The 26537-nt window shown below is 67.3% G+C and carries 28 protein-coding genes; 14 read left to right on the top strand and 14 right to left on the bottom strand.

Going from position 1 to position 26537, the window contains the following annotated elements:
• The first annotated feature begins 70 nt into the window (after window positions 1–70).
• A complete protein-coding gene (locus AC57BR_RS21635; RefSeq protein WP_496364353.1) occupies window positions 71–817 on the top strand; it encodes a GNAT family N-acetyltransferase in 747 nt (248 codons plus the stop codon).
• On the opposite strand, the gene AC57BR_RS21630 is transcribed toward AC57BR_RS21635, so the two are convergent.
• From AC57BR_RS21630 to AC57BR_RS21605, 6 genes are all read right to left on the bottom strand, one after another.
• Window positions 814–2331 (bottom strand): DHA2 family efflux MFS transporter permease subunit, encoded by a 1518-nt coding sequence (locus AC57BR_RS21630; RefSeq protein WP_496364351.1) that lies wholly within the window; start codon window positions 2329–2331, stop codon window positions 814–816. The two genes, AC57BR_RS21635 and AC57BR_RS21630, sit on opposite strands and share 4 nt — an antisense overlap.
• A 5-nt stretch (window positions 2332–2336) precedes the next feature.
• Window positions 2337–2768 (bottom strand): ankyrin repeat domain-containing protein, encoded by a 432-nt coding sequence (locus tag AC57BR_RS21625; protein WP_496364349.1) that lies wholly within the window; start codon window positions 2766–2768, stop codon window positions 2337–2339.
• Complete coding sequence (gene ygfZ / locus AC57BR_RS21620) at window positions 2765–3850, bottom strand: CAF17-like 4Fe-4S cluster assembly/insertion protein YgfZ (RefSeq protein WP_496364347.1); 1086 nt, start codon at window positions 3848–3850, stop codon at window positions 2765–2767. Before ygfZ ends, AC57BR_RS21625 begins: the two co-directional genes overlap by 4 nt.
• Before the next feature lie 41 nt (window positions 3851–3891).
• On the bottom strand, window positions 3892–4614 hold the full coding sequence (locus tag AC57BR_RS21615; protein WP_496364345.1) for a flavodoxin family protein: 723 nt from the start codon (window positions 4612–4614) through the stop codon (window positions 3892–3894).
• 147 nt (window positions 4615–4761) lie between these two features.
• Entirely contained in the window at window positions 4762–5406 is a 645-nt protein-coding gene (locus AC57BR_RS21610) for a nitrobindin family protein (protein ID WP_496364343.1), read from the bottom strand.
• 163 nt (window positions 5407–5569) lie between these two features.
• Window positions 5570–6361: a permease gene (locus tag AC57BR_RS21605; protein WP_496364341.1), complete on the bottom strand. Its 792-nt coding sequence runs from the start codon at window positions 6359–6361 to the stop codon at window positions 5570–5572.
• 220 nt (window positions 6362–6581) lie between these two features.
• Between AC57BR_RS21605 and AC57BR_RS21600 the strand changes: the two genes are divergently transcribed.
• The 13 genes from AC57BR_RS21600 (at window position 6582) to asd (ending at window position 19168) form a co-directional block, all read left to right on the top strand.
• Complete coding sequence (locus tag AC57BR_RS21600; RefSeq protein ID WP_496364339.1) at window positions 6582–7280, top strand: winged helix-turn-helix transcriptional regulator; 699 nt, start codon at window positions 6582–6584, stop codon at window positions 7278–7280.
• Window positions 7281–7563: 283 nt separating this feature from the next.
• Window positions 7564–8535, top strand: a complete 972-nt coding sequence (mshD, locus tag AC57BR_RS21595; RefSeq protein ID WP_496364337.1) for a mycothiol synthase — start codon at window positions 7564–7566, stop codon at window positions 8533–8535.
• Between the two features lie 104 nt (window positions 8536–8639).
• A complete protein-coding gene (locus AC57BR_RS21590; RefSeq protein WP_496364335.1) occupies window positions 8640–10889 on the top strand; it encodes an RNA degradosome polyphosphate kinase in 2250 nt (749 codons plus the stop codon).
• An 11-nt stretch (window positions 10890–10900) separates the two neighbouring features.
• Window positions 10901–11872, top strand: coding sequence for an NUDIX hydrolase (locus tag AC57BR_RS21585; RefSeq protein WP_496364333.1), 972 nt, complete (start codon window positions 10901–10903; stop codon window positions 11870–11872).
• 177 nt (window positions 11873–12049) lie between these two features.
• A complete protein-coding gene (locus AC57BR_RS21580; RefSeq protein WP_496364331.1) occupies window positions 12050–13675 on the top strand; it encodes a hypothetical protein in 1626 nt (541 codons plus the stop codon).
• Window positions 13672–14109, top strand: a complete 438-nt coding sequence (locus tag AC57BR_RS21575; RefSeq protein ID WP_496364329.1) for a GntR family transcriptional regulator — start codon at window positions 13672–13674, stop codon at window positions 14107–14109. The genes AC57BR_RS21580 and AC57BR_RS21575 overlap by 4 nt, the downstream gene beginning before the upstream one ends.
• Window positions 14106–14909, top strand: a complete 804-nt coding sequence (locus AC57BR_RS21570) for a thymidylate synthase (protein ID WP_496364327.1) — start codon at window positions 14106–14108, stop codon at window positions 14907–14909. Before AC57BR_RS21575 ends, AC57BR_RS21570 begins: the two co-directional genes overlap by 4 nt.
• A complete protein-coding gene (locus AC57BR_RS21565; RefSeq protein WP_496364325.1) occupies window positions 14906–15490 on the top strand; it encodes a dihydrofolate reductase in 585 nt (194 codons plus the stop codon). Before AC57BR_RS21570 ends, AC57BR_RS21565 begins: the two co-directional genes overlap by 4 nt.
• A 3-nt stretch (window positions 15491–15493) precedes the next feature.
• Entirely contained in the window at window positions 15494–15712 is a 219-nt protein-coding gene (locus AC57BR_RS21560; RefSeq protein ID WP_496364323.1) for an NF038396 family protein, read from the top strand.
• A 118-nt stretch (window positions 15713–15830) separates the two neighbouring features.
• Entirely contained in the window at window positions 15831–16910 is a 1080-nt protein-coding gene (locus AC57BR_RS21555) for a WXG100 family type VII secretion target (RefSeq protein ID WP_496364321.1), read from the top strand.
• A 9-nt stretch (window positions 16911–16919) separates the two neighbouring features.
• The gene (locus AC57BR_RS21550; protein WP_496364319.1) at window positions 16920–17573 is read left to right on the top strand and encodes a hypothetical protein; all 654 of its coding nucleotides are present in this window, start codon (window positions 16920–16922) and stop codon (window positions 17571–17573) included.
• Window positions 17560–17961, top strand: coding sequence for a hypothetical protein (locus AC57BR_RS21545; RefSeq protein WP_496364317.1), 402 nt, complete (start codon window positions 17560–17562; stop codon window positions 17959–17961). Before AC57BR_RS21550 ends, AC57BR_RS21545 begins: the two co-directional genes overlap by 14 nt.
• 76 nt (window positions 17962–18037) lie before the next feature.
• Window positions 18038–19168: an aspartate-semialdehyde dehydrogenase gene (gene asd, locus AC57BR_RS21540; protein WP_496364315.1), complete on the top strand. Its 1131-nt coding sequence runs from the start codon at window positions 18038–18040 to the stop codon at window positions 19166–19168.
• A gap of 505 nt (window positions 19169–19673) precedes the next feature.
• On the opposite strand, the gene AC57BR_RS21535 is transcribed toward asd, so the two are convergent.
• From AC57BR_RS21535 to AC57BR_RS21500, 8 genes are read right to left on the bottom strand one after another with little or no spacing between them, the layout of a single operon-like run.
• Window positions 19674–20780 (bottom strand): winged helix DNA-binding domain-containing protein, encoded by a 1107-nt coding sequence (locus tag AC57BR_RS21535; protein ID WP_496364313.1) that lies wholly within the window; start codon window positions 20778–20780, stop codon window positions 19674–19676.
• A gap of 60 nt (window positions 20781–20840) precedes the next feature.
• A complete protein-coding gene (locus AC57BR_RS21530; protein WP_496364311.1) occupies window positions 20841–21908 on the bottom strand; it encodes a UDP-N-acetylmuramate dehydrogenase in 1068 nt (355 codons plus the stop codon).
• Between the two features lie 34 nt (window positions 21909–21942).
• The gene (locus tag AC57BR_RS21525; RefSeq protein ID WP_496364309.1) at window positions 21943–23214 is read right to left on the bottom strand and encodes an MFS transporter; all 1272 of its coding nucleotides are present in this window, start codon (window positions 23212–23214) and stop codon (window positions 21943–21945) included.
• A gap of 12 nt (window positions 23215–23226) precedes the next feature.
• The gene (locus tag AC57BR_RS21520; RefSeq protein WP_306924967.1) at window positions 23227–23664 is read right to left on the bottom strand and encodes a MaoC family dehydratase; all 438 of its coding nucleotides are present in this window, start codon (window positions 23662–23664) and stop codon (window positions 23227–23229) included.
• 2 nt (window positions 23665–23666) lie between these two features.
• Window positions 23667–24128, bottom strand: coding sequence for an FAS1-like dehydratase domain-containing protein (locus tag AC57BR_RS21515; RefSeq protein WP_496364306.1), 462 nt, complete (start codon window positions 24126–24128; stop codon window positions 23667–23669).
• A gap of 35 nt (window positions 24129–24163) precedes the next feature.
• Complete coding sequence (locus AC57BR_RS21510) at window positions 24164–24388, bottom strand: DUF3188 domain-containing protein (RefSeq protein ID WP_496364304.1); 225 nt, start codon at window positions 24386–24388, stop codon at window positions 24164–24166.
• Window positions 24389–24418: 30 nt separating this feature from the next.
• Entirely contained in the window at window positions 24419–25360 is a 942-nt protein-coding gene (locus tag AC57BR_RS21505; protein WP_496364302.1) for a DUF2797 domain-containing protein, read from the bottom strand.
• 27 nt (window positions 25361–25387) lie between these two features.
• A complete protein-coding gene (locus AC57BR_RS21500; protein ID WP_496364300.1) occupies window positions 25388–26251 on the bottom strand; it encodes an HpcH/HpaI aldolase/citrate lyase family protein in 864 nt (287 codons plus the stop codon).
• Between the last annotated feature and the right edge of the window lie 286 nt (window positions 26252–26537).

The raw sequence follows: 26537 nt of genomic DNA, 5'->3' as shown, positions 1-26537 counted from the left end.
GCACGTGCCCGTTCGCGCTGGGAGGCGGGGGCTGCGGCTCAGAGGCGGCAGGGATCGGTAGGCTGGGACCATGAGTCTTGACCCCGGATCCGCCGCCATCATCCAGCTTGCCTGGGCGCGCCGCCTGGGGCTCGACGACGGCGCTTTCGCCCGCGCGCTGGAAACCGGCGCGCGGATCACCAGGGTTGACGACTCCGCGCACTCGGTCGAGTTCGTGCGCCTGTTCGGCAGCTCGGCCCTGGTGGGTCCGCAGTGGGCCTTGGATGCCGCGGCCGGCATTTCCGATGAGGAGATGGCCCAGCACGTCACCCTGCTGACCATCACCCGCCGGCACGGCGGCCACGGCCAGGGCTCCGCGGCTCTCTTCTTCGCCGATGACCTGCCGCTGCTGCAGCCCGCGGAGGAGCTGACGGTGTCGCACGGCAACCCGGAGGCCATCGAACTTGAGGGCCTGTGCCCGCCCGATGACGTGAACGAGGTGGGCCTGTCCGACCTCGAGAACCGCTACACCATCATTCACGACGACGAGGGGCAGCGGGTGCCCGTGGCCTGCGGCGCCTACTCCGAATGGGAAGGCATCCTGGCCCACATGGGGGTTCTTGTGGCCCCCGAGTGGCGGCGCCGCGGACTGGGATCGCTCGCGGCCTCGGTGGCCGCCCACGAAGCCCTGGCCTCCGGGCTGACGCTGCAGTGGCGCTCCGACGTCAGCAACAAGGGCTCGCTGGCGACGGCACGCAGCCTGGGCTTTTCCACCGGCGGCATCCAAACCAGCGTGCTGCTCGGCCAGCGCCAAGCGGGGCCGGCCGATCACGCCTAGCGCGTCGTCGCCTCCGCATCCTGGCCGGCAGCGGGCCGCTGCCCGCCCCAGCCCTGGACCTCCTTGGGCCGGGCGAAGAACAGGGCCACCGCGGCGCCAAGCACGATCACAGCCGCTGGCAGCATGATCGACTGGCCCATCGCCGTCGCGAAGCCGTCATGCAGGGCGGGAGGCAACTGGCCGCCGAAGCCGCCGGGCTCACCCGAACCCCCGGGCGTCCCGCCGGGTGCCGCCGGGAGTTCCGCCGCGAGCCTGGCCTGCATGAGGACGGCGATGGCGGCACTGCCGAGGACGGCGCCGATCTGCCGCGTGGTGTTGTAAACGCCCGCGCCCGCACCGGCCTGCCGCATCGGCAAATTACGGGTGGCGGTGGAGCTCAAGGGCGCCCAGATGCCTGCATTCGCGAAGCCGAGCACGGCGCTGGGCAGCAGGAACAGCCACACCGGGGTGTCCGGATGCATGAGTGCTGAATTCCAGAACAGCGCCACGGCCATGAGGACCAGGCCGGTGGACGTGATGTATTTGGGGTTTACCCGGTCAATGATCTTTCCCACCAGGGGCGCCAGCCCGCCGGAAATCAGCGCCATGGGCGCCATCATCAGGGCAGACTGCGTAGGCGTCATGTCCCGCACGATCTGGTAGTAGAAGATGAGCGGCAGCCCAAATGCGGTGACAGTGAATCCCACGGTGGTGATTCCGATGTTCGCCAGCGAGAAGTTGCGGTCCCGGAAGAGCGCCAGCGGAAGCAGCGGCTCACCCTTGTTGGCCGCCTGCCAGCCGACAAAAAGCGCCAGCACCACGATGCCGCTGATGATCAGCCCCCACACGGTCACCGGCCCCGTGATGGTGCCCCAGTCGTACGTCTCGCCTTCCTGGATGCCGAAGACCAGGAGAAAAAGCCCGACGGCGCTGAGCACCACGCCGGGGATGTCGAACCGGTGCGGATGGGTGGTGAGGGACGGAACGAAGCGCCAGGCAAGGATGAAACCCACGATCCCGATGGGCACGTTGATGAAGAAGATCCACTCCCAGCCAAGCCCGTCCACGAGCACGCCGCCCAGGATGGGTCCGACGAGCGTCGCCACACCGGCGGTGGCACCCCACAGGCCCATGGCGGCGCCGCGCCCGTCCGGCGGGAAGATCCTGGTGATGACGGCCATGGTCTGCGGGGCCATCAGCGCTGCGCCGAGGCCCTGTAGGACGCGGGCGGCGATGAGCATCACCACGGTGCCGGACAGCCCGCACCACAGCGACGCGAGGGTGAACACCACGAGGCCCGAGAGGTACAGCCGCTTGGGCCCGAACCTGTCGCCGAGCCTGCCGGTGATCAGCAGCGGCACCGCATACGCCAGCAGATAGGCGCTGGTGACCCAGATGACGGCGTTGATGTCCGTATCCAGGCCCTCCATGATGCGCGGGTTGGCCACCGAAACGATCGTGGTGTCGATCAGGATCATGAAGAACCCGATGACGAGGGACCAGAGCGCAGGCCAGGGCCTGCTGACATTCTCCAAAATGCCTAGCCCAGCAGTTCCAGGATGTCGTCCCGGGCGAACATCCGGGCGGCGTCACGTGCCGAGGGCGAGCCGGCGTCGGGATCTGCTCCCGCGTCAACCAGCGCACGGACGACGTCCGGGTAGCCCTTGAACACTGCGCCGGCCAGCGGGGTCTGTCCGCGGTCGTTGGCGGCATTGGCGTCGGCGCCGTGGTGCAGGACGAGCTGAACTGTCTCGGCGTGGCCGTGGTAGGCGGCGAGCATGACCAGCGAGTCGCCGGCGTAGTTGGTCAGCGTGGCCGGGGCGCCTGCGTTGAGGTAGCTGCGCAGCAACTCGGTGTCGCCGTTGCGGGCAGCGTCCAGGAGGGTACGTGCCAATTCGAGGGTTTCCTCGTCGGGCTGCTGCGACGCGGGCTGCTCTGAAGCCCCGGCGTCGGGTGCGGTGGAGTCTGTCATCTGTGGGTCCCCCTCAGGAATCCTGTCTGCCTTCCGACGACTTGTCCGGCGTCGGGCGCCACGATCACTTCCTGCGCGGCTGTGTACGGTTCATCCCCGTCCATTACCGTCAGTATTTCATCCGGGGCGACCGAACGCTTGATGACTGCCAGGGCAATGGGGCCCATCTCGTAATGCTGCGCCACGGACGTCACGGTGCCCACCTTGCGCTCCCCCACCCGGACCTCGCTGCCGGGGGCCGGCATGGTGTGCTGGGAACCGTCGAGCTGCAGGAACACCAGGCGCCGCGGCGGGTGGCCAAGGTTGTGCACGCGGGCGATCGTCTCCTGGCCCTTGTAGCATCCCTTGGCCAGGTGCACGGCGGTGCGGAGCAGGTCCAGTTCATGCGGAATGGTCTTGTCGTCCGTTTCAGCGCCGAGCCTCGGACGCCAGGCGGCGACACGCAGGGCTTCGGCGGAGAGGACGCCCGCGAGCGGCCGGTCCCCCACCGTCTCTTCGAGCTCCGCCGCCGGCACGAGGTATTCGAACCACGGGCGATCGGCGCCGGGGTGGGTGTCCTCCGGGACCACGGCGTAGGAGTAGCCGCCGGCGCCGACGTGGGGCCAGGGGTCCTGCCACACCAGCAGGCCGGACCATTCGGGCACAGCCCTGGTGGATCCCACCACTGCCCACTCGGCCGATACGTCCGCCACCTCGACGCGGAGCATGAACTTCATCCTGGTCAGCCACTCGGCCAGGGGGCCCGCTTCGGCCGCCTCGACGATCAGCCAGGTGGTCCCGCCATCGTCCACCACGCGCGCATCGAACTCTATGCGCCCCTGGACACTCAGGAGCAGCAGTTCGCTGGACTCACCGGGCTGGAGATTTGTGACCTGCTGGGAGGACAGCGTGTTGAGCCAGCTCAACCGGTCCGGTCCGGTGACCGTCACCACCCCACGGTGGGAAAGATCGACGACGGCGGTTCCGTTCGCCAGGGCGCGCTGCTCCCGCAGGGGTTCGCCGTAGTGGGATGCGACGCCGGCGTCGGCGCCGCCCGCTTCAACGGCGCCAGGGCGCGACAACAGTGGGCTCTTGGTAGTCATATGAAGGGGAACGTCCTTGGCTGGGAGGGTATTCCGGCCACCTAGCGGTATTCCGGGTTTTCGAAACCAAATTTGGTTCCGGCCTTCCATTCTTCCGGAAGGTTGCCGTAGGCGGGAATTCCGCCGGCGTCCTTGAGCGTCCGGGCCAGGTGCAGGAGGTTCCATGTCATGAACGTGGTGTTCCGGTTCGTGAAGTCGCTCTCCGGTCCGCCCGAGCCCTCATCCAGGTAGCTGGGTCCCGGCCCGACGGGGCCGATCCAGCCGGCGTCGGCCTGCGGCGGAATGGTGAAGCCGATGTGCTGCAGGCTGTACAGGACGTTCATGGAACAGTGCTTGATGCCGTCCTCGTTGCCGGTGATCAGGCAGCCGCCCACCTTGGGGTAGAAGGCCCACTGGCCCTTCTCGTTGAGCTGGCCCGAATGGGCGTAGAGCCGCTCGATGAGCTTCTTGGTCTGCGAGGAGTTGTCCCCCAGCCAGATGGGTCCGGCCACCACCACGATGTCCGCTTCCTTGACGGCCGGATACAGCGCAGGCCATTCATCGGTTGCCCAGCCGTGTTCCCGCATGTCCGGGTACACGCCGCTGGCGATGTCGTGGTCAACGGTCCGGATGACCTGCGTGGCCACACCCTGCTTCTCCATGATCAGCCGGCTCACCGTGATCAGGCCCTCGGTGTTGCTCTTCTCCGGCGAACGCTTGAGCGTGCCGTTGAAGTACACGGCTTTGAGGTCGCTGTAGTCTGCCGGGGGCTGGGACTCATCCATGGGACACTCCATCGGGTTGCTGCGGACTCAGGATTGAAGACCTGAGGCCAAAGTAGCCGAAGGGAGCGCCGGCGAACAGTGCCGCGGAAGCGGGGGTGCGGAAGCAGTGCCGCGGATGCAGCGGTGCGGACAGCGGGGTGGCTGCGGTCAGGTCACCTTTTTAAGGAACGCCGAGGCGTGCGCCTCGAGGCCGTTGCCAGCCTCAGCAGCCGGTCCAGCAGCCGCGCCGGTTGCCGACGGGCGGCCGGTGGCCACGTCCCACCGCCAGAGCAGGTTGCCGTCCACCAGCCCGAAGATCCGGGTGGCCGCACTGTAGTCCTTGGAGTGGCTGCCGCGCATCACCATGTCGGTGCTGAGCTGGATCTGCGGGCCCTTGATCTGCCCGTAGTACAGCTCCGAAATGCCGCCCGGGTGGCTGATCGAGACCGAGATGTCGAAGCCGCCCTCCTTGTTGCGGAGGGCCTCCACCTCGTCGGCGCTTTTCAGCACCGGGACGATGTCCCCGGGCACCAGGCCGGGGCCGCTGTCAGCCTCCAGCTGTTTGCGCTCCAGGGCCCAAAATCCGGTCTCAACAGTGAGCGGCCGGAGCTTGGTCCCGTCCTCGTCGGTCAGCCAGCTTTCCGCACGGTACTGCAGGTACGGCAGGCCGTTGTGGGTGAAGGAGACATGCTGCATGAAGTGCTCTGAACCTTCATCACCGGCCCCGAGCCGGCCATGGCCCTCCCACTCACCGATGAGCCAGGAGAGGGGAACCAGTTCGGGGGTCAGGTCCGTAGGAATTTCAATAGGCACAGCCGCTACCTCTCGAAACCGCTAAGCAGGGGTTACCGCTGTCCTTTGAACAGGCGGTAGACAACAAAACCGGCAAACCAGGCCATGGACAGGCTCGCAACGCCGAGCAGGACAAGGAAGAAGATTTCAAATGCAAGTACGGACATGATGCCATCCTAACCCGTCAGGAGATGAGTAGTTTGTCTATGAAGTAGGCGAGCGAACCGACCGCCGCAATCGGTGCCAGCCCCATGCCCAGGGCAGCCGGAAAGTTCAGCGGAGCGCCCCGGAGCGTCACCAGCCTGCGGAAACTGACCAGGACCGCACCCACCACAACACCGAACACGGCGGCGGGCAATACGGCGATGTCGGAGAACACCAACCCGGCCAGCGGCCCGGCAAGTCCGGCCAGGGTGATACCCAGCGGCGCAATGATCCGGTCGGGCCAGCGGATGAGGCCGGCGAGCAGTGCGACGGCGGCGCTGATGCCCGCTACCAGCACCATCTCCTTGACTCCGTTGAACCGGGCGCTGGCAATCCACCCGGAGCCCAGGCAGGACAGCAGGACCCCCACGCTGCAGCCGAGCGTCGACTCAAGGCGCTGCGCCTGGCCGGTGCCGCGCACCAGCTGGACGACGAACACGGCGCCGACACCGAGGGCAATGAAGCCGGGCGTCCAGTTGAGGTAGCCAGGGGCGGCGGCGAAAGAGGCGGCAACGGCCGAGCCGGCCCCTGACAGCCCGATCACGGCGGCGAGGGTTTTCTTGGCGGGGATTTCCAGGTAGTGCGGCCAGCCGACGCCTATCGCAAGGGCGAATAGCACGGCAACTGCAAGGAGGACATCCGGAGTCCGGAAGACGCTCGCCACCAGCGTCGCCAGGCCCACCAGGCCAACGACTCCAATGCTCCACGACTGGAGCGTCCCGCCGGCAGCGGCCGGAGCGCTCACCTCAGGGGCAGGCCGTGGCGTACTCATCTCGGACTCTGCACTCAAATCTGCTGCGACCTCATCCTGGCTGTGCCGTTGACGGGCAGGGCTCGCCCCCTGACGGTTTCAATCCTGCCCTATATGAACGCTATATGTCGTAAACAAGGCGCGCCCGTGCGGCCGATCAGTATCCGTCGGGGGGCCATTGGGTATACTCAAACATCAGCTCAGTCGCCCGACGATGCGCAGACAGCCCCTTGGAGGAAGAATGTCGCACATCCTGTTACTGACCAACAGCACCGGGTCATCGGTGGACATTCTGCCTGCCTTGGAGCTCCTGAACCACCGGGTTCACATCCTCCCCGCCGAGCCCACCGCACTGCTGGAGACAGACCCCTGCGACATCGTCCTGCTGGACGCGCGCAAAGACCTCGTGGGCGCCCGCTCCCTGACCCAGCTCCTGAAGGCCACCGGCCTCAGCGCACCGCTGGTGCTGATCCTCACCGAGGGCGGCATGGCGGCCGTTTCCTCCGCCTGGGCCGTCGATGACATCGTGCTCGACTCGGCCGGCCCCGCCGAAGTGGAGGCCCGGATCCGCCTCTGTGTCGCCCGGGCTGTACCGGACCAGGAGGAGGCTCCCTCCGAAATCCGGGCCGCCGGCGTCGTTATTGACGAGGCGAGCTACACGGCCCGCGTCAACGGCGCGGCACTGAACCTGACCTTCAAGGAATTCGAACTCCTGAAGTACCTGGCGCAGCACCCCGGCCGGGTATTCACCAGGCAGCAGCTCCTCACCGAGGTGTGGGGCTACGACTACTATGGCGGCACCCGGACCGTGGACGTCCATGTCCGGCGGCTGCGCGCCAAGCTGGGCGCGGACCACGAGAACCTGATCAGCACGGTGCGCAACGTGGGCTACCGGCTCACGCTGATCCGCCAGCAAGAGGACGAACTCACCGAGGCCTAGGCCCCCAAGCCCCAGACCCCGGGCCCCAAGATGACCCGACCAAGGGTGCCGGCTTCCCGGCACGACCCGCAGCAGAATGCAGAACGGCCCGGCTCACCAGAGCCGGGCCGTTCTGCATTGAAACTATAAGTGGAGGACATACGGGTCGAACGTATCGAGGCCACCCCAGTGGTGGATCCCCCTCACAACCTGCCATGAATGCCGGCTGAGGTAACGACTATACGGGGCGCCACGGCCTGTTCCAAATCGGGCATGCGCGGGTGGCTCCGTATAGCCTTACAGCATGAGTCCTGCGCACCCGGAGAAATGGCCCGTCCTTGTCGTCAAGGGCGGCGTGGATGAAGACCTGCTGCGGGATGTCCGCAGCCTGCTGGCCGCCGCCGAGGAATCGGACGGCAATCCCCCCGTCTCCGAACAGACCCTCGTGACCATGCGGGCGGCGGATACCGGCCCGCACACCCTGCTGACCCTTGCCCTCTACGCCCCCGACGAGCAGTCGGACCCCGCCACGGCACAGGACCTGGCCGGCTTCGCCGTAGTGGTTGAGGAGCCGGACGGGACAGGCGTGGTGGAAATCGCGGTCCACCCCAGCTACCGGAACCAGGGCGTGGCGGACCGGCTCGTTGCCACACTCAAATCCTCCCGCGGCCTGGACGGGCTCAAGGCCTGGTCGCACGGCAACCACGAGGCAGCAGCGGACCTGGCTGCCCGGTACGGCTACGGACCGGTTCGGGAGCTGTGGAAGATGCGGCTCACCACCGCCACCGCTGACCTGCCCGACGCCGGTCTTCCGGACGGGGTCTCGATTCGCGCCTTTGTGCCGGGCAAGGATGAGGACGCCTGGCTCACCGCCAACCGTGCGGCCTTCGCGCACCACCCGGAGCAGGGCTCGCTCACCAGAGCCGACCTGCAGGCCAGAATGGACGAACCATGGTTCGACCCCGCCGGCTTCCTGCTGGCCGAGGACCGGGACGGTCGGCTCCTCGGCTACCACTGGACCAAGGTGCATCCGCAGCACGGGCCCCATCCGGCCATCGGCGAGGTGTACGTCGTGGGCATCACCCCAGCCGCCCAGGGCATCGGCTTGGGCAAGGCGCTGACCATCGCCGGGATCCGGCACCTCCAGCAGCAGGGGCTGCACGCCGTCATGCTGTACACGGATGCGGACAACACTCCCGCCGTCTCGCTGTACCGGCGGCTGGGCTTCACGCGCTGGGACATGGACGTCATGTACGGGCCGCTCGAGGGACGCTGATCACCCCTCTGGGACGCGTGCCGCCGCCCTCGAAATCTTCGGGTCCCGGACGGGTGAATGCTTGTAAGGTTGAAACCAAACCCGCCAGTACTCAAGGAGAGCGCATGCAACCGGAATCCGCCGGAACAGCCACCACCGAAATCAAGGCGGCCCCTGTGCGCGCCCGGTTCGGCTCCTCCGAAGTGCCGGCGTCCCGCGCCACGCAGGACCGGATCGACATCCCCGAGTTCGCCGCCATCCTGGAACCGGACGGCGAGATCAGCCGGGACCGGTTCCTGGACCGCGAACTGAGCTGGCTGGCGTTCAACGCCCGGGTCCTCGAGCTCGCCGAAGATCCTGACCTGTACCTGCTGGAACGCGTCAACTTCCTGTCGATCTTCGCCTCCAACCTCGACGAATTCTTCATGGTCCGCGTGGCCGGCCTGAAGCGCCGCATCGCCACCGGACTTGCCGTTCCCTCCCCCGCCGGACTCAGCCCTGTCCAGGTCCTGGAACAGATCGGCGAGGCAGCCCACCGCCTGCAGCAGCGGCACGCCCAGGTTTACGCCGAGCAGATCCGGCCGGCCCTGGCCTACGAGCACATCCACCTCATGCACTGGGACGAGCTCGACGACGAAGCCCGCGACCGGCTCAGTGTCATGTTCGCGGAGAAGGTCTTCCCCATCCTCACCCCGCTGGCCGTGGACCCCGCCCACCCCTTCCCTTACATCTCGGGCCTTTCCCTGAACCTGGCCGTGGTGGTCCGGAACCCGGTCAGCGACAAGGAGCTCTTCGCCCGCGTCAAGGTGCCGGACCAGCTGCCCCGCCTGATTTCCATCGACGGCCCGCGGGCCGGCTCAGTGCCCGGCCGCGTGGCACGGTTCATCGCCCTCGAGGAGGTCATCGCCGTCCACCTGCACCAGCTCTTCGCCGGGATGGAGGTCCTGGAGCACCACACCTTCCGGGTGACCCGCAACGAGGACGTTGAGGTGGAAGAGGATGACGCCGAGAACCTCCTGCAGGCGCTCGAAAAGGAACTGCTGCGCCGCCGGTTCGGCCCGCCCGTCCGGCTGGAGGTCACCAACGACATCAACCCGAACATCCGCGCGCTCCTGATCCGTGAGCTCGGCGTGGACGAGTCGGAGGTCTACTCCGTGCCGGCGCCCCTGGATTTGCGCGGCCTGTCCGTGATCGGCGGCATCGACCGCGCGGACCTGCACTATCCCAAGCACGTGCCGCACACCTCCCGGTACCTGAACGAGTCCGAGACCTCCAAGGCCGCGAACGTCTTCGCCGCGATGCGCCGCCGGGACATCCTGCTGCACCACCCCTACGATTCGTTCTCCACGTCCGTCCAGGCGTTCCTTGAACAGGCGGCGGCGGACCCGAAGGTGCAGGCTATCAAGCAGACCCTGTACCGCACTTCGGGCGACTCCCCCATCGTCGACGCCCTCATCGACGCCGCCGAGGCTGGAAAGCAGGTGCTTGCCCTCGTGGAGATCAAGGCCCGCTTCGACGAGCAGGCCAACATCTCCTGGGCCCGCAAGCTTGAACAGGCCGGCGTCCACGTGGTTTACGGCATCGTGGGCCTGAAAACCCACTGCAAGCTCTCCCTCGTGGTCCGCCAGGAGGTGGACGGGCTGCGCCGCTACTGCCACATCGGAACCGGCAACTACCACCCGCGCACAGCCCGGTACTACGAGGACCTCGGACTCCTGACCGCCAACGAACAGGTGGGCGAGGACCTGTCCAAGCTGTTCAACCAGCTCTCCGGGTACGCTCCGAAGTCCACCTTCAAGCGTCTCCTGGTGGCACCCCGCTCCGTGCGTTCGGGACTGATCGACAGGATCGAAACCGAAATCCGCAACGCCCGGGCTGGCATTCCTGCACGAGTGCAGATCAAGGTCAACTCCATTGTGGATGAGGCCATCATCGATTCCCTCTACCGTGCCTCCCAGGCCGGGGTGAAGGTGGACGTCATTGTCCGCGGCATCTGCTCGTTGCGCCCAGGCGTCCCCGGGCTGAGCGAAAACATCACGGTCCGTTCCATCCTGGGCCGCTTCCTTGAGCACTCGCGCGTGTTCGCCTTCGCCAACGGCGGCGACCCGGTCGTGTACATCGGCTCCGCGGACATGATGCACCGCAACCTGGACCGCCGGGTGGAGGCGCTGGTGCAGCTGTCCGGCGGCGAAGACACCGCCTATGTCCTGGACCTGATGCGGCGGTACATGGACCCCGAGACGTCCAGTTGGCACCTGGACAGCGACGGCGAGTGGACCCGCCACCATATCGGCGACGACGGCAGGAAGCTTGACGACGTCCAGTCATGGCTCCTGGCATCACGCTCCCGGCAGCGCGCCGTCGTCCGGCGGTAGGAACCCGGCCTTTGAAGAGCAGCGACTCACCCATAGCGGATCAGACCGATCACCCGGGCGAGCCGGTAGCCGTCACGGCTGCTGGTGCCCTTCCCTGGCGCGTCAAAAAGGACCAGCTGGAAGTCCTCCTGATCCACCGGCCACGGTATGACGACTGGTCCTGGCCCAAGGGCAAGCTTGACCCCGGCGAAACGGTGCCCGAGTGCGCCGTCCGCGAGGTGAAGGAGGAGATCGGCCTCGTGGCGCCGCTGGGCATCCCGCTCCCGCCCATCCATTACCACGTCTCCGCCGGACTGAAGGTTGTGCACTACTGGGCCGTTGAGGTCACGGGCAATTCCCTGCGACCGGACGGCAAGGAAGTGGACAGCGTCATGTGGTGCACGCCGGAGCGTGCTTCCGTGCTGCTGTCCAACCCCTCCGACCGGGCGCCGCTGGAATACCTGGTGGCGGCGCACGCCCGGAAGGAACTCCAGACCTGGCCGCTCGTCATCGTGCGCCACGCCAAGGCCAAACCGCGTTCCTCGTGGACCAAGGCGGAGGGCGATAGGCCCCTGGCCGCCACCGGCATCCGCCAGGCACAGGCTGTTCACCGGCTGCTGAAGGCGTGGCAGCCGCTGCGCGTGGTCACGAGCCCGTGGGTGCGCTGTGTGGCGACCATCGCCCCCTATGCCAAGTCCTCAGACGCCAAGGTGAAGCTGGTGGACGCGCTAACGGAGCACCGGCATGCCCGGAACCCCAAAAAGACTGCGGCCGTTGTCGACGCGCTGTTCGACAAGCAGCGCGCAGTGGTGCTGTGCACCCACCGGCCGGCCCTCCCCACCGTGCTGGGCCAGCTCGCCCGCTACATGACGCCGCGGCTCAAGGGCCTGCTGCCGGTGGCGGACCCGTACCTCGCCCCGGGGGAAATGATCATCTGCCACGTGGCACACGGCAGCAAGAGCAGGATCGTGTCCGTGGAGCAGTTCAAGCCCTTCGACGACTGAGTTCTCCCGCCTGCCGGTTGGGCGACCGCTCCTTGCCTTGGCCCCTACCTTGACCCCGTCCCGCCTTGACCCCTCCATCTTTGTATCAAATACTTGGTACAAAGATGGCGCTTCAGGATCAGGCGCTTTGGGGATCATTTGGGGGATTTGATGCCAATACAGTTTGAGCTTCCACCCATGGCGCTGCTGGGACCGCTGCTGGCTGCACTGGGCATTTACGGATTGCTGCGCTGGGTTGTCTGGGCGCCGGGCGGCGGCACGTCGCCCCAGTCGGTTTCAGACCACGCGCTCTGGGTGGGCGTCATCGGCTGGCTGGCCAGCACGTTGCACGGAGCAGCGAACGCCGGCATCATCCCCTCCCACCCTCAAACGCCGTCGTTGCAGCAGCCCGCCGACATCCTGCAGGCGCTGGCGTGGCCGGTACTCGGCTGCGTCGGCGTCCATGCGCTGGGCCAGCTCAGCTATCCGGGTCCCCGCAGTTCCCGGCGGCTGGCAACGCTGTCCGTACGGCGCGTCCGGGACTTTCTTCCGCGGCCGCTCGCGTGGACCACGCTCGGTATTTTCGCCGCCTCCGCCGGAACCATCGTGTGGGCGGCCGTGCAGCCGGCGTACCGTCCGGTGCGGCCTGTCACTCCCGCGGACGGTGCAACTGGTCCAAGCTTTTTCCAGGACGGACGGATTCCCGGCACAGAGCTGGCGGCCTGCCTTGGTTCCGCCCTCCTGCTGCTGGCGGCCGGAACTGTTCTGGTGCTGTGGCTGATTTCCCGCCGCCGCCAGCTCGAGGCCCTTGACGCTGCGGACAACGCCCTTCTCCGCACTGTGGCGATGAACCGGCTGCTGCGGACTGTCTCCACCGTTGCCGCGGGGCTTGCGGCCATCGCCGGCAACTTTGCGTCCCGTCCGGAACCCGCAACTGCCACTTCATGGACCAACCCCGTCGGACTGCTGGCCACCGTGGTGCTCTTCGTGATGTGGATCTGGAAGCCGCCGCAGCTGGCCAGCCTCCAAGCCGGCAAAGTCGGTATCCGCCGGCCTGCGTCGTCGGACCGGAAAAAGGTCCGCGACCTCCGCAGCGAGAAGCATCCCGCCGCTGTTCTAATAATGTCCCTCGGCGCTCTGCTCGGGCTGGCCGCGGCGGCGCCGGGGACTGCCGCCCTGTTCCTTCTGGGCTCCGCCAATCCTGTCCGGGCCACCGTCATCTCAGCTGTGATGGCCGCGTGCGTCCTGCAGGCCATCCTGGCCGGCGAACTGCTCCTCGAACGGAACTACGGCACTTCCTCCGCAGCCCGCCGCTGGCCGGTCCAGCCGGTGGCGCCCGCCCTCCTCACCGCGGCGATCATTGGCCTGCTGCTGCTCGCAGTAGCGATCGTGGTGACCTCAGTTGGCGAATCAGCGCTTTCGCCTGACGGAACGCCGGGCTGGATTCCGACGGCGGTGGCAACTGCCGCCGTCGCCGTCGCGGCTGTGCCCGCAACCCTTGCCGTGCGCCGGCGCCGCGGCATTCTCACCTCGGATGACGGGTTGGACGCGGCACTCCGAGCCATCACACTGAACAGAATCGTGCGGATTCTGGCGGCCTTCCTGCTGGCACAGGCGGGCGGCCTGCTGATATCGGCAAGCCGGGCATGGGGTGTGCTGCTGGGAACGCAGACGGTTCCGGCCGAAGTGTGGGAAGCGGCTGCGGCCGCCGCCGGGTACGTGCTGGTAGCAGCCGCCGTGGTGCTGTCCCTGATCTGCGTGAGCGCATTCGGCCCGAGGATCGCGCCGGCCGCCCGGCACGCACCGGTGGAACCTGCGCGATGACAGCTGGCATTTCGGTGGACCTCGGCTCCCCCACTCCCCCGTACGAGCAGATCCGGCTGCAGATCAGCGCGCTGATCGCCGCGGGCGGGCTCACGGCCGGGACGCGGCTGCCGGCAGTCCGCAGCCTGGCGGCAGATCTGGGGCTTGCCGCCGGGACTGTCGCCAGAGCGTACAGGGAACTTGAGCAGTCCGGGCTGATCGAGACCCGGCGCCGGAACGGAACCCTCGTCGTCGGGCTGCCGGCGTACGGTGGAACGGACTCAGGTGTGCCCGGCTCGGGTGCGGCCGCAGCAGAAGTGGGTGCCGCCGTCGAACATCTCATCCAAGTGGCGGCCCAGGCGGGCCTGCCCGATGAGGCCCTGCTGGATCTCCTCCGCGGCTCGCTCCACCGGCGCCGTGGCCGCGATGGCGATTCGAATAGACTGGACGGGTGAGCACCCCAACGCCCTATGAAGACCTTCTGCGCGACGTCATGGCCAACGGCACGCACAAATCAGACCGCACCGGCACCGGAACCAGCAGCGTTTTCGGGCGCCAGATGCGCTTTGACCTGAGCCAGAGTTTCCCGCTGATCACCACCAAGCGCGTGCACTTCAAGTCCGTGGCCGTGGAACTGCTGTGGTTCCTGCGGGGCGACACCAATGTGAAGTGGATGCAGGACCAGGGCGTCACCATCTGGAACGAGTGGGCCGACGCCGACGGTGAACTCGGGCCGGTCTACGGCGTGCAGTGGCGGAGCTGGCCCACCCCGGACGGCGGCCACATCGACCAGATCGCCGAGCTCGTGGACAGCCTGAAGCAGAACCCGGACTCGCGCCGGCACATCGTCTCGGCCTGGAATGTGAGCGAACTCAAGGACATGGCACTGCCACCCTGCCATGCGTTCTTCCAGTTCTACGTCGCGGACGGCAAGCTCTCCTGCCAGCTGTACCAGCGCTCCGCGGACATGTTCCTTGGCGTGCCGTTCAACATCGCCTCCTACTCGCTGCTGACCTGCATGCTGGCCCAGCAGACCGGACTCGAGCCCGGCGAATTCGTCTGGACCGGCGGCGACGTGCACATCTACGACAACCACATGGACCAGGTCCTGAAGCAGCTGGAGCGGGAACCGTACGAGTATCCGCAGCTGAAGATCACCCGGAAACCGGAGTCGATCTTCGACTACACCCTGGACGACTTCGAAGTGGTGGGCTACCGGCACCACCCCACGATCAAGGCGCCGATCGCCGTATGAGCACGGAGGGCACCATGGACGGGCAGGCTTTCAGCGAGGACATCGCCGCGGGGATGTCCGGGATCGGACTCGTCTGGGCACAGACGCCTGCCGGTGTCATCGGCAAGGACGGCGACATGCCGTGGAACCTGCCCGAGGACCTCAAGCACTTCACCAGGGTCACCACAGGCCATCCCGTCATCATGGGCCGCAAGACCTGGCTGTCCTTCCCGGCAAAGTACCGTCCGCTGCCCAACCGGACCAACATCGTCATCACCCGGCAGGAGAACTGGGGCAGCTCGCCCGAGGCGGAGGGCGCCGTCGTCGTCAAATCCCTCGATGACGCCCTGCTGGAATCACAGTTCGCCCCAGGCTGCGAAGCAGTCTGGATCCTCGGCGGCGGCGAAATTTTCAAGGAATCCACCGGGCTGGCGAACGTCGCGGTGGTCACCACCATAGATGTGGATGCCGACGGCGACACGTACGCCCCGGAGCTCGGCGACGGCTGGGTGGCCGGCACTTCCGTGCCGCCCGACGGCTGGCTGACAGGGGCCAACGGCACCCGCTACCGGTTCACCAAGTGGAACCGTTCGGAAGGTTAGAACATGCTGCGTAAACCCGAAACCCTCTTTGTGCTCGGTTACATGCTGCTGCCGCTGCTGGCACTGCTGTCCGCGATTGTGGGCCTGACCATGATCCTGGGCGGCAACAAGATCGCCGGCATCATCGTGCTGGTGGTAGTGACACAGGTATTTGCCTTCGGCTCCTTCTTTGCCCTGCGCGCCCGCAAGAACGCACTGCTGGAGGAGCCCGACCGCCAGTAGGGTCCGGATGGGGAGTGCTGCCCATCGCGGCGGCCTGGCGCCCGAACTAGAGTGATGGCTGGACTTAGCAGCAACCGTGCCAACGCGGAACGGTCAGGATTTGGGGGATGATGCCGCAGTGACAGGTAATTTGTGGGGCGCCGACGTCGCGCAGCTTCGCACCCTCGCGCAGCAGTTCGGAAAGGTCTCCGACACCCTGCTGCAGACGTCATCGCAGCTGACCAACCAAATCAACAACAACCCTTCGTGGAAGGGCAACGACGCCACCCAGTTCCGCTCCGACTGGAACGGCAACCACCGGGCGCTCATCCAGCGGACGGCACGCGCCCTCAAGGACGAGTCCAGGAAGCTGCTGGACAACGCCAACGAACAGGAGAAGGCCAGCGACGCCGCCCCGGGCTCCGGCGGCGGTCCCGTGACGCTTGGCGATCCCGGCGGCTCGTGGGCAGGAACACTGGGCGGCGTGCTGCTCGGGGGCGTCGGAGCGCTCAAGGCGGGCATGACCCTGCACAAGTTCATCAAGGCCCCGTTCACCCTTGCCAAGCACCTCGGCCAGTACGGCTGGGTGCTGAAGAACCAGCGGGCCGATTTCATCAAGTCTTTCCTGCAGGGGAGCCACCGCATCGGCGGCCCCGGCTTTGCGGCGCACAGACTCCTCGGGAACTCGGCCCTGGACGACCTGCTGAAGGGGTCGGCGTCCGCCCATCGCGGCCTCGGGCTGATCGACAAGGCTACTGACATTGCGTCGCTGAAGAACCTGAACAAGCATGTTCCCGGCCTTACCAGGCTCGGCCCGCTCCTGGAGGAGAAACCGTGGATCGGGGCCGGCACCAAGCTCGAATGGCTGGGCAAGTCCGGCCTCGCGCGGGGACTTGGCTGGGCCGGCGTCGGCTTCAGCGCCTATGACTCCGTGAAGAGCTTTTCCGACGGCGACATAAAGGGTGGGTTGGCCAGCGCGGGTAAGGGCCTCTTGGGTGTCGGGTGCTTCCTGCCGCCTCCCGCCGGGACTGTCTGCCAGGTGGCCAGCGTTGGCATTGCGGTGTACGAGAACTGGGACACCATCAGCAGCGTCGGCAAGGACATCGGCGAAGGAGTCGTCAACGCCGTGAAGGACCCCGGAAAGTTCGTGAGCGACACTAAGGATACGTTGGTTGATGCCGGCAAGTCCGTGGGCAAGTTCCTCGGATTCGGCGATTAGGAGACAAGCATGACTGTTCAGGACCGGACCCAGCAGGAACCGCGCCTCGGCATCGACGTCATCGGCTTCGGCGTGGGCGAGTTCGCCTACCTGCTGAACGTTTTCGAGGGCCCTGCCCGTGACCGTTCAGTCAGCGTCTTCCGTGCTGAAGAGATGATCGACGACGTCACCCTGTCCACGGCCGGCGCCTCGGCGCTGCTGGCACGCGACCTGGCTGCGGTTGATGACGACGGTGATCTCGGCGTGAAGGGTGTGGCCGCCGCCGTGGCCACGGCGCTCGGCCAGGCGGTCCGGTGGACCGAGATCTCGTTGCTGACCGGCGAGTCGATGGACAACGTGGCACTGCTGGAAGCACCCGGTGTTTCCCTGATGCTGCAGCCCCGGCTCCTCGGCACCTGGTTCGTCTTCGCCCAGGATCCCGCCATTTCATCGGCGGAGGCGACGCTCCGGGTGGTACGCCAGCATGTCGAACAAAACCCTGGCGGCTCCGCATATCTGGTTTTGAAGACCCTGGCCTCCGAGCAGCACCTCCTGATCCGCCGTGACGAGACCTCGTGGACCACCGGCGTTCCCGATTTCGAAAAGGACGAGGTGGCAGAAACGGCAGGCCTGGATGATGCCGGGTTGCTGGCAGCGATTGAGGATGCCCGTGGCGAGGCGTAGCGAGGGTGTCCCGCAGGACCCGGGCTACGTTCCGTCCCAGGCCCCCGACGACAAGCTGATCTACCGCCGCGCCGAGAACGGGGAAACGGTGGGCTACACGCCGGACGAATATGGCGTGCGCAAAGACGACGGACACGGCCTCGTGAAACCCGTCAACAGCTCCGCCGGGTTGCTCTTCCTGGCGGTTCTTGCGTCGCTGTTCACGGGCGGGATTGTCTACGGCATTGTCCGAATCGCACTCGACGGCACCTGGGGCATCCTGGGCGAGGTCTGGTGGGTTGTGCCTGCCGGGATTTTCGTTCCCTTGGCGGCGTGGTCCGCGTATGCCAAGGAGCTCCGGGCCGAGAAATTGCGCAAAGCCCGCAACCTTCCGCGGCCCGTCGACTGAGGTCTCAGCGCCCGGTGCGGCAGCGGCCGTGACGTAACCGACTGCGGCCCGCCAAATCCAAAGATAAACTGGCTAAATGACTACAGCAGCTACTCCGTCCGTTGGACTGGTCGGTTGGCGCGGCATGGTCGGCTCCGTCCTGATGCAGCGCATGCAGGACGAGGGCGACTTCGCCAGCATCAACCCGGTATTTTTCTCCACCTCAAACGCGGGAGGTGCCGCCCCGTCCTTCGCTGATGGGGCCGGTAAGCTCGAGGACGCGTTCGACGTCGAGACACTGGCGAAGCTGCCGATTATTGTCACCGCCCAGGGCGGGGACTACACCAAGCAGGTCCACGGCGAGCTGCGCAGCCGGGGCTGGGACGGCCTCTGGATCGACGCCGCCTCCACCCTGCGCATGGACGACGACTCCATCATCGTGCTTGACCCGATCAACCGGGACGTCATCGACAAAGGGCTCGCCAACGGCGTCAAGGACTTCATCGGCGGCAACTGCACCGTCTCCTGCATGCTCATGGGCCTCGGCGGCCTCTTCAAGAACGGCCTCGTCGAGTGGGGCACGTCCATGACCTACCAGGCTGCCTCCGGCGGCGGCGCGCGGCACATGCGCGAGCTGCTCAGCCAGTTCGGCACCCTCAACGCCGAGGTCAGCACGGAACTGAACGACCCGGCGTCGGCCATCCTCGACATCGACCGCAAGGTGCTGGCCCACCAGCGCAACGGCGTCGACGCCACCCAGTTCGGTGTGCCGCTGGCCGGCTCCCTCATCCCCTGGATCGACGCCGATCTCGGTAACGGCCAGTCCAAGGAAGAGTGGAAGGCCGGCGTCGAGACCAACAAGATCCTGGGCACCTCGGATGAGAACCACGTGATCATGGATGGCCTCTGCGTGCGGATCGGGGCCATGCGCTCCCACTCGCAGGCGCTCACCCTGAAGCTGCGCGAGGACCTCTCCGTTGCCGAGATCGAGAAGCTGCTCGACGAGGACAACGAGTGGGCCAAGGTGGTGCCCAACTCCAAGGAAGCCTCGATGGCCGATCTCACCCCCGTGGCAGCCTCCGGCACGCTGACCATTCCGGTGGGACGTATCCGCAAGCTCGAGATGGGCCCGCAGTACATCAGCGCCTTCACGGTCGGCGACCAGCTCCTCTGGGGCGCCGCCGAGCCGCTGCGCCGCATGCTCAACATCGCCACCGGCACGCTTTAACCACGCGTCGCCCTGACCGGCCCTGCCCGCACGACCTGCCCCGCCCCCGGGGCCGTTCATGCGAAGCAGGGCCGGTTTTGCGTTTGCCGGACGCTTCCTCACCTCCTGCCGGTTTTGAGCCAACGCTTCCTCACCTCCTGTCGCTTCCAACCCAACGCTTCCTCACCTCCCGTCGCTTCCAACCCGACGCTTCCTCACCTCCTATCGCTTTTTGAGCCGGCAAGGCTGGCCGAAAAAATAGCAGGAGTGCTCACCCTTTGGCCGCAGGGAGTGAGGAAGTGTGCCCACACAAGCGACCAAACCTGAGGAAGCGTGCCCACAAAAGCGACCAAACCTGAGGAAGCGTGCCCACAAAAGCGACCAAACCTGAGGAAGCGTGCCAAAACAGGCGACCAAACCTGAGGAAGCGTGCCCACACAAGCGACCAAAGGTGAGGAAGCGTGGCAATAGTGCCGCACCGGTTTTGCGGGCGGGCCGGTTTTACGTCTTCTCGGGCCAGAGGCCGTCAGGACGCCAGGAACCGCCCGTACCTTGCAGCTGCGCGGCGGAAACCCGCCAGGGCCGCCGGGCCGAGGGGCTTCGTGTCGTCGAAGGGAACGGGTACGACGGCGGCCGTCCGTCCGCTCCCCTGTCTCGCCCAGGTGCCGGTCACCTCGCCGCCGGCCACGATGGCTTTCTTGAACACCCCGTTGCCGCCGGGGACGATCTTTTGCGCGTGCTCAGGCGGCAGCACGATGCTCCGGTCCGTGTAGCCGAGTACGAACTCGTCGAACCCCGGCAGGGCAAGGACTGTACGCTGGCCCGAAACACCGTGGTCCAGCAGTTCGGCGGCCTCGGGCGACAGCCAGTACTGGGTTCCGTCGTGATCAAGCTCCACCAACTCGCCGCTCACCGCTGGCAGGGCACGCCGCACCTCGGTCAACGGAATGCTGGACCACCAGGCGAAGTCGCGCAGTGTGGCGGGTCCGTGGCCGCGCAGGTACCTCAGCAGCAGCTCCGCGATCCCCTCCTCACGGCCCAGGTCCCGCGAGGACGTGATCCAACGCTCGAACGCAACGAACTTCTGCTGGTTGCCATCCAGCGGCCCGGGCACCAGTGAGGCGCTCTGGCACAGCATCCACAGCAGGTGGATCCCCCGTTGGGCCTTGGTGGCCTGCCCGGCAGCCTCGAACGCCGCGAACAGCTCCTCCCGGGTGGCGGCCCGTCCTTCGTCAACCAGGCCGAGGGCTGTCTCCCGGCAGGCCTCCACGTCGCTGCCGGCGATTTCCAGTTGCCGGTGCCGGCCGGCCGTGCCCTGAATCATCCGGCCCGTGGTGAGGTTCAGGATCCAGCGCAGATCCTCGGGCGCCAGCAGGTGCAGCGTGCCGCGCATGGGCCACGACCGGACCACGGACCCGCCATCCAAAGCCCGGCGGACGTCGCTCAGGCCCGCACCGGGAACCCGGACACCCACAGCCCACAGCGCTGACTGGAGATCCTGGGCCTGGATAGCGGTCATCGCACGGACGGCCTCCGGCACGCCGTCGAATCCGGGTCCCAGCAGCCCCTGCGACGCCAGCCTCAGCCGGCCCATCACCTTGGAAGAAACCCGGACCTTCACCGCAGCTGCCATGAGCCCATCCTAGGGCGCCCAGCAACCAGGACGCCGGTGACGAGGCAGTCGTCCGCAACGCTAGAGCGTGAGGCCGATCAGGAGCGGTTCGGGGTGCAATTCAATGCCAAAACGCCCGACGACGCCGGCACGCACCTCTCGTGCAATCGCCACCATGTCGGCCGCCCGGGCCGAGCCGCGGTTGGTGATGGCCAGCGTGTGCTTGGTGGACAGCGAGGCCCGGCCGCCGGAGACGCTCCCGGCTTCCAGCCCGAAACCCTTGCCGAAGCCGGCGTGGTCGATCAGCCATGCCGCGGACAGCTTGATCTGCCCGTCGGCGCCACCCGGGTAACGCGGTGCGGATTCCGGAAGCCCTGCTGCCACGTCTGCGGGGACGATCGGGTTGGTGAAGAACGAACCCGTGGAGTACGTGTCCCGGTCCGCCGGGTCCAGCACCATGCCCTTGGAGGCGCGCAGCCGCAGGACCTCGCGGCGGACGTCGTTCGAGTAGGCACGCTTGCCCTGCTCGACGCCCAGGACCCGCGCCAGCTCGGTATAGCGGATGGGTGCGCTCATGCGGCCCAGCGGCAGCTGGAACTCGACGGTCAGCACAACGTAGCGAGGTGAGCCGTTGACCGTGGTCTGCTTGAGGATGGAGTCCCGGTACCCGAACTTCAGCTCCGAATTGGTGAAGGTCTTCACGGCGTTGCGCTCCCGGTCCCAGGTGCGGACCGCGGCGATGGTCTGCGAGACGTCCGCGCCGTAGGCGCCAACGTTCTGGACGGGAGTGGCTCCCGTGGCGCCGGGGATCCCGGACAGCGCCTCAATGCCGGACCAGGCGTGGAGCACGGCGTGCCCCACCAACGCGTCCCAGTTGTGGCCGGCCTGGACCACTACGGACACGCCGCCGCAGGAGTCCTCGGCGTTGACGGTGAACCCCTCGGAGGAGATCTTCAGGACCGTTCCGGGGAACCCGTCGTCGGAAATCAGGAGGTTGGAACCGCCGCCGATGATCAGCAGCTGCTCACCGGCGGCGTCCGCCGCGCGCACCGCCTCGATGATCTCGGCCTCGGTGCGGGCCTCGACATAAGTGCCGGCGGGGCCGCCGACGGCGGCCGTGGTCAGATCGGAAAGCATTGGGGAGGTCACCAGTCCAGCCTATAGGGAACAGAAGCAGGGAAAGCTAGGGAAGTTTGCGGGCCACCGGGGAGAGCAGGAAGCTCGCCACCAGCACGGCCATGACAGCCAGCAGCGAGTGCAGGATGCCCACGTGCTCGGCAAGCAGCCCCAGCAGCGGCGGCCCGCACAGGAAGGCCCCGTACCCGATCGTGGACACCACGGACACCCGGGCGGCGGCCTTGGCGGGGTCGTCGGCCGCCGCGGACATGCCCACCGGGAATCCCAGTGAGGCGCCGAGGCCCCAGACAGCCAGGGCGGCGTAGGCCAGCCACGGGACCGGGGCGAACACGAACAGCGCAAGCCCGACGACGGCCGTGGCGGAGCACCAGCGCATCACGGGAACCCGGCCGAACCGGTCGAGCACCACCGTTCCGGCGAACCGGCCGATGGTCATGAAGGTGACGAACAACCCGTACCCCGCGGCGCCGGCCGCGTCCGACTGGTGATGCCCGTCGGCCAGCGCCAGCGCCACCCAGTCCCCCGCCGCGCCTTCGGCCAGCGCCAGGCCCAGCACCATGACGCCCAGGAGCAGCGTCCGCCGGTCCCGCCAGGCCTGGGCGATTTTGCGCTTGTTGTCCAGCGGGGCCCCGCCGGCGTCATCGCGTCCCGGACGGATGACCGGAATCGGCCCGGTGGACGGGTCCTCAAAGTTGTCCGGCCGGTACGGTGCCGCGCGTGCCTCGGGGGTGACATCGGCACGGAACCAGCGTGCCGCCGTCGTCACCGAACCGGCTACGACGAGCCCGGCGGCGGCGAGGTGCCAGAGGACCGGCACGCCCGCACCGGCGGCCCAGGCGCCCAGCCCGGCTCCGGCAACCGTGCCCAGGCTGAACGAGCCGTGCAGCCTGGGCATGATGTGCCGGCCCATGGCCCGCTCGACGGCGGCTCCCTCCACGTTGGATGCCGTGTTCCAGCTGGCGGTGCCCAGTCCGACGACGGCCAGGCCGGCGGCAACCGCCACCGGGCTGGACAGGACGGATGTGCCGAAGCCGGCCAGGACCAGGCCGCAGCCCACCACGATGCCACCGGAACGGATGGTCCGCTGGGACCCGAGCCGGAGCACGATCAGCCCCGACGCGGATACCGAGAGGAAGGATCCGGCCGTCATGCACAGCAGAAGCAGCCCCACCGTGCCGGGCGTGAGATGCAGGCCGTCGCGGATCGCGGGCAGCCGGGAAACCCACGACGCGAACGCAAGCCCGCTGGCGGCGTAGGCCACCACGACGGCGTTGCGCCAGAGGGTGATTTCCCGCGCCTGGACGGCGGTGGAACTCAAGACAGCATCACGTCACGCCAACCGGACCAGGGCCTGGGCCTTCACGAGGACCTTCTGCCCGTCGAACACCACTGTCAGGTCCACGCGGGCGGTGCGCGCTTCGGCATCCAGCGCGCCGACGGCACCGCTGACATCGATCACGGCACCGGCGTCGCCGGTTCCCGTGGTGTCAGTGACCAGCACCGGCTTGGTGAAGCGGGTCTGGTAGTCGACGACGGCGGCCGGGTCACCGGCCCAGTCGCTGACCAGCTGCACGGCGGCACCCATGGTGAACATGCCGTGGGCGATGACGCCGGGAAGCTCCACGCCCGTGGCGAAGGCCTCGTTCCAGTGGATGGGGTTGAAGTCGCCCGATGCGCCGGCGTACTTGACCAGGTCCTGCCGGGTCACCTCGATGCTGCGGCTGCCGATGTCCTGGCCGACGCTGAGTTCTTCGAATGTGGGGCTCATGGCTACTGTCCCTCTCCGCGGACCAGGATGGATGACTTGGTGGTGGATACCGGCTCGCGCCCGTCCCCGTCCTTGAGCGCGAAGATTTCGCTGCGCGTGGTGATCATGGCGCCGCCGCCCATGGCGCGCACGCCGTCAACGTGCAGTTCGGCGACGAGCCGGTCGCCGGCGAAGATGGGGCGGTGGTGGGTGAACCGCTGGTCCGCGTGGACCACGCGGGAGAAGTCGATGCCGGCCTCAGGGTCCTCGATCAGCTGGGCGTCGGCGCGCTGGGCGATGATGATCGCAAATGTGGGGGGTGCCACGAGGTCGGGGTGGCCCAGGGCCTGCGCAGCGTCAACGTCGAAGTGGGCGGGATGGTTGGCCTTGACGGCGCGGGCGAACTCGCGGATCTTCTCGCGGCCGACGTCATACACCTCTGCGGCAGGGTAGCTTCGGCCCTGCAGGTCCGGATTGATAGTCATGGGTTCAAGCCTATCGGGGCCGGCGTGCGGGTTTCCTACTTGCGGATGTTCTTCCGCACACGCTGGCCGCGGACCACCAGAGCGACCATGTGCAGCACCAGGCCCAGCCCGATCACCGGCAAGGAACCGATCATGAGCCCCTGGTTGGCGGTGACATTGCCTGCGATGTTGAGGATGAGACCGACGGCGATGAGGCCCATCGCGGTGAAGACCAGGATTTTGTAGGACTTGGGCGCGGTGGCCCAGAATTCGTGCAGCACCGTGCCAGTTTACCCAGTCAGGCTGTGCCCTTAGAAAAGGGCTTCCTGCACCGCCGGCACTCCCGAGCTGTACTCCCCCGGTTCCACCAGGCGGCCCTTCAGCAGCCCGAGGTTCACCACGAAGTCCAGCTCCGAGCCGTCCAGACCGGCCAGGCCGTGGCTGCCGCACAAGGCTCTGAGGGTGAAGCCGTGGCTTCCGCCGTGCATCCCGTGGGGGTACGCGTGCCGGGCGGCAGCCGAGCAGAGCTCCGCGGCCTGTGCCGGGCGGACCCACTGCTCATCCACAATGGCAAAACCCGCGACGGCGGTGCCCGCCAGGAGCGTGCGCACGTCCTCCGCCCGGCTCCGGTTGAGCAGGTCAAGCTCATCGCCGGGGAGCGGGTCCGTCAGGGCGGCAGCCTTGGCCGCGCCGCGCACCTGCTGGGCAAGGCCGGCTTCGCGCGTGGCCAGGTCCTCCAGGATGCGCACCACCCGCCCGTCCTCTGCCAGGGCGACGTAGCGGGCAATCACCGCGCCCTGCTCAGCCAGCCGGTTCCATTTGCGCGGCTGGGAGGCCGTGCCGATCTTGCTGGCACCGTTGGCGAACGTGGCGACGTAGAGCCAGTGCGGCTGCATCAGATAGTCCCGCAGGCCGGCCGGGACCCGTCCGCCGCGGTGGAAGTCGTGGATCAGCCGGGTGTCGTCTGCCAGCTGGCAGGTCCCGCACTGGCTGCCCCGGACCGCGTGGGCACTGTCCGGGCATATGACGTGCCGCCGCTCGGTGGCGGAGAAGACCCTGGTGTGGCCGAGGCAGTGCTTGGCACCGTCCGCGACCAAGAATCCAAGGCGGGCGCCGGCGTCGAGCATCATCTCATTGAACGCACCGGAATGGTGCTGGAGGCGCAGAACCGGCCGGCCGCCGTCGGACGCTGCGGAGACGGCCGGCGGCCCATCCCAAAAGACCCCGTGCACCAGATAACGGGTATCAGTCACGGGGTCTCCTGGTAATGCTGATGCAGATTACAGCGCGGGCTGCACGCCAAACGCTACCGCGAGCTTCATGATCTTCTCTGCGCGGCCCAGGCGGGGCAGGTCGGAGCCGTCGCGGATGACGCGGCCATTGGCCTCGAAGTCGGCCATGAAGTCGGTGGCCCAGGCGACGTCCGACGGCGTGGGGCTGATGACCTCGTTGATAACGCTGGTCTGGTCAATGGCCAGGCAGAGCTTTCCGGTCATGCCCATCATCACCGTGATGCCGGTCTGCTCGCGCAGGATGGGGTGGTTGGTGCCCACCGTGGGTCCGTCGATGGGGCCCGGCAGGTTGCCCACCCGGCTGGCGACGACGAGCTTGGCGCGCGGGTAGGCCATGGCCTCCTGGGTGTTCGCCATGCCGGTGTCGCGGCGGAAGTCGCCCGAGCCGAAGGCCAGGCGGAACGCACCCTGGGCCTTGGCGATGTGGTTGGCCTCCTCGATGCCAAGCGCGGATTCCACGAGCGGGATGACCGGCGTCTTGCCGTCCATGCGGTGGAAGGACTCGGTGACCTGGTCGGCTGACTCCGTCTTGGCCAGCATGACGCCGAGCAGCCCCGGCGTACCGCGCAGGCCCGCGAGGTCGTCGGCCCAAAACTTGCTGGTCGCGTCGTTGATCCGCACCCAGGCCTGGCCGCCGCCGGAGAGCCAGTTGACGACGTTCTCGCGGGCGACGTCCTTCTGCGAGGGGTCAACGGCGTCTTCGATGTCCAGGATGATCGAGTCCGCGCGGGACACGGCGGACTGGTCGAAAAGCTCGGTTTTCATCGCGTTGACAAGCAGCCACGACCGGGCGATCTCGGCGGGGATATTGCGTTCGTGCCGGGTGATCTCGGCTGTGGAAGTAGACGTCATGGTTCTACCGTATCGGGCGCGCGCCCGTATGCGCGACGCCGATCGGCCCCGCACGGCAGACCAATACGAACAAAAGCCACAGTGTACCGCCGTCGGAACCGCACCCCGGCACCGCCCGTCACGGGGATTCACCGGCCGCAACGGGGCGCCTCATGACCCGCTGTTGCGCTGTATTTCCGCGGATTTCCAACGGTTGCCCGCCGTGACCGTGGCACTTTTCAGGGCCCTGCCGAGTGCGCTTACATCGATCCATCGGCCGTTGCAGCGGCCGCCAAGAACCTGGCTC

The organism is Arthrobacter sp. BGA-UO-ETr-C19 (genome assembly GCF_059568005.1).
This window is presented reverse-complemented; position numbering and strand designations above follow the sequence as displayed.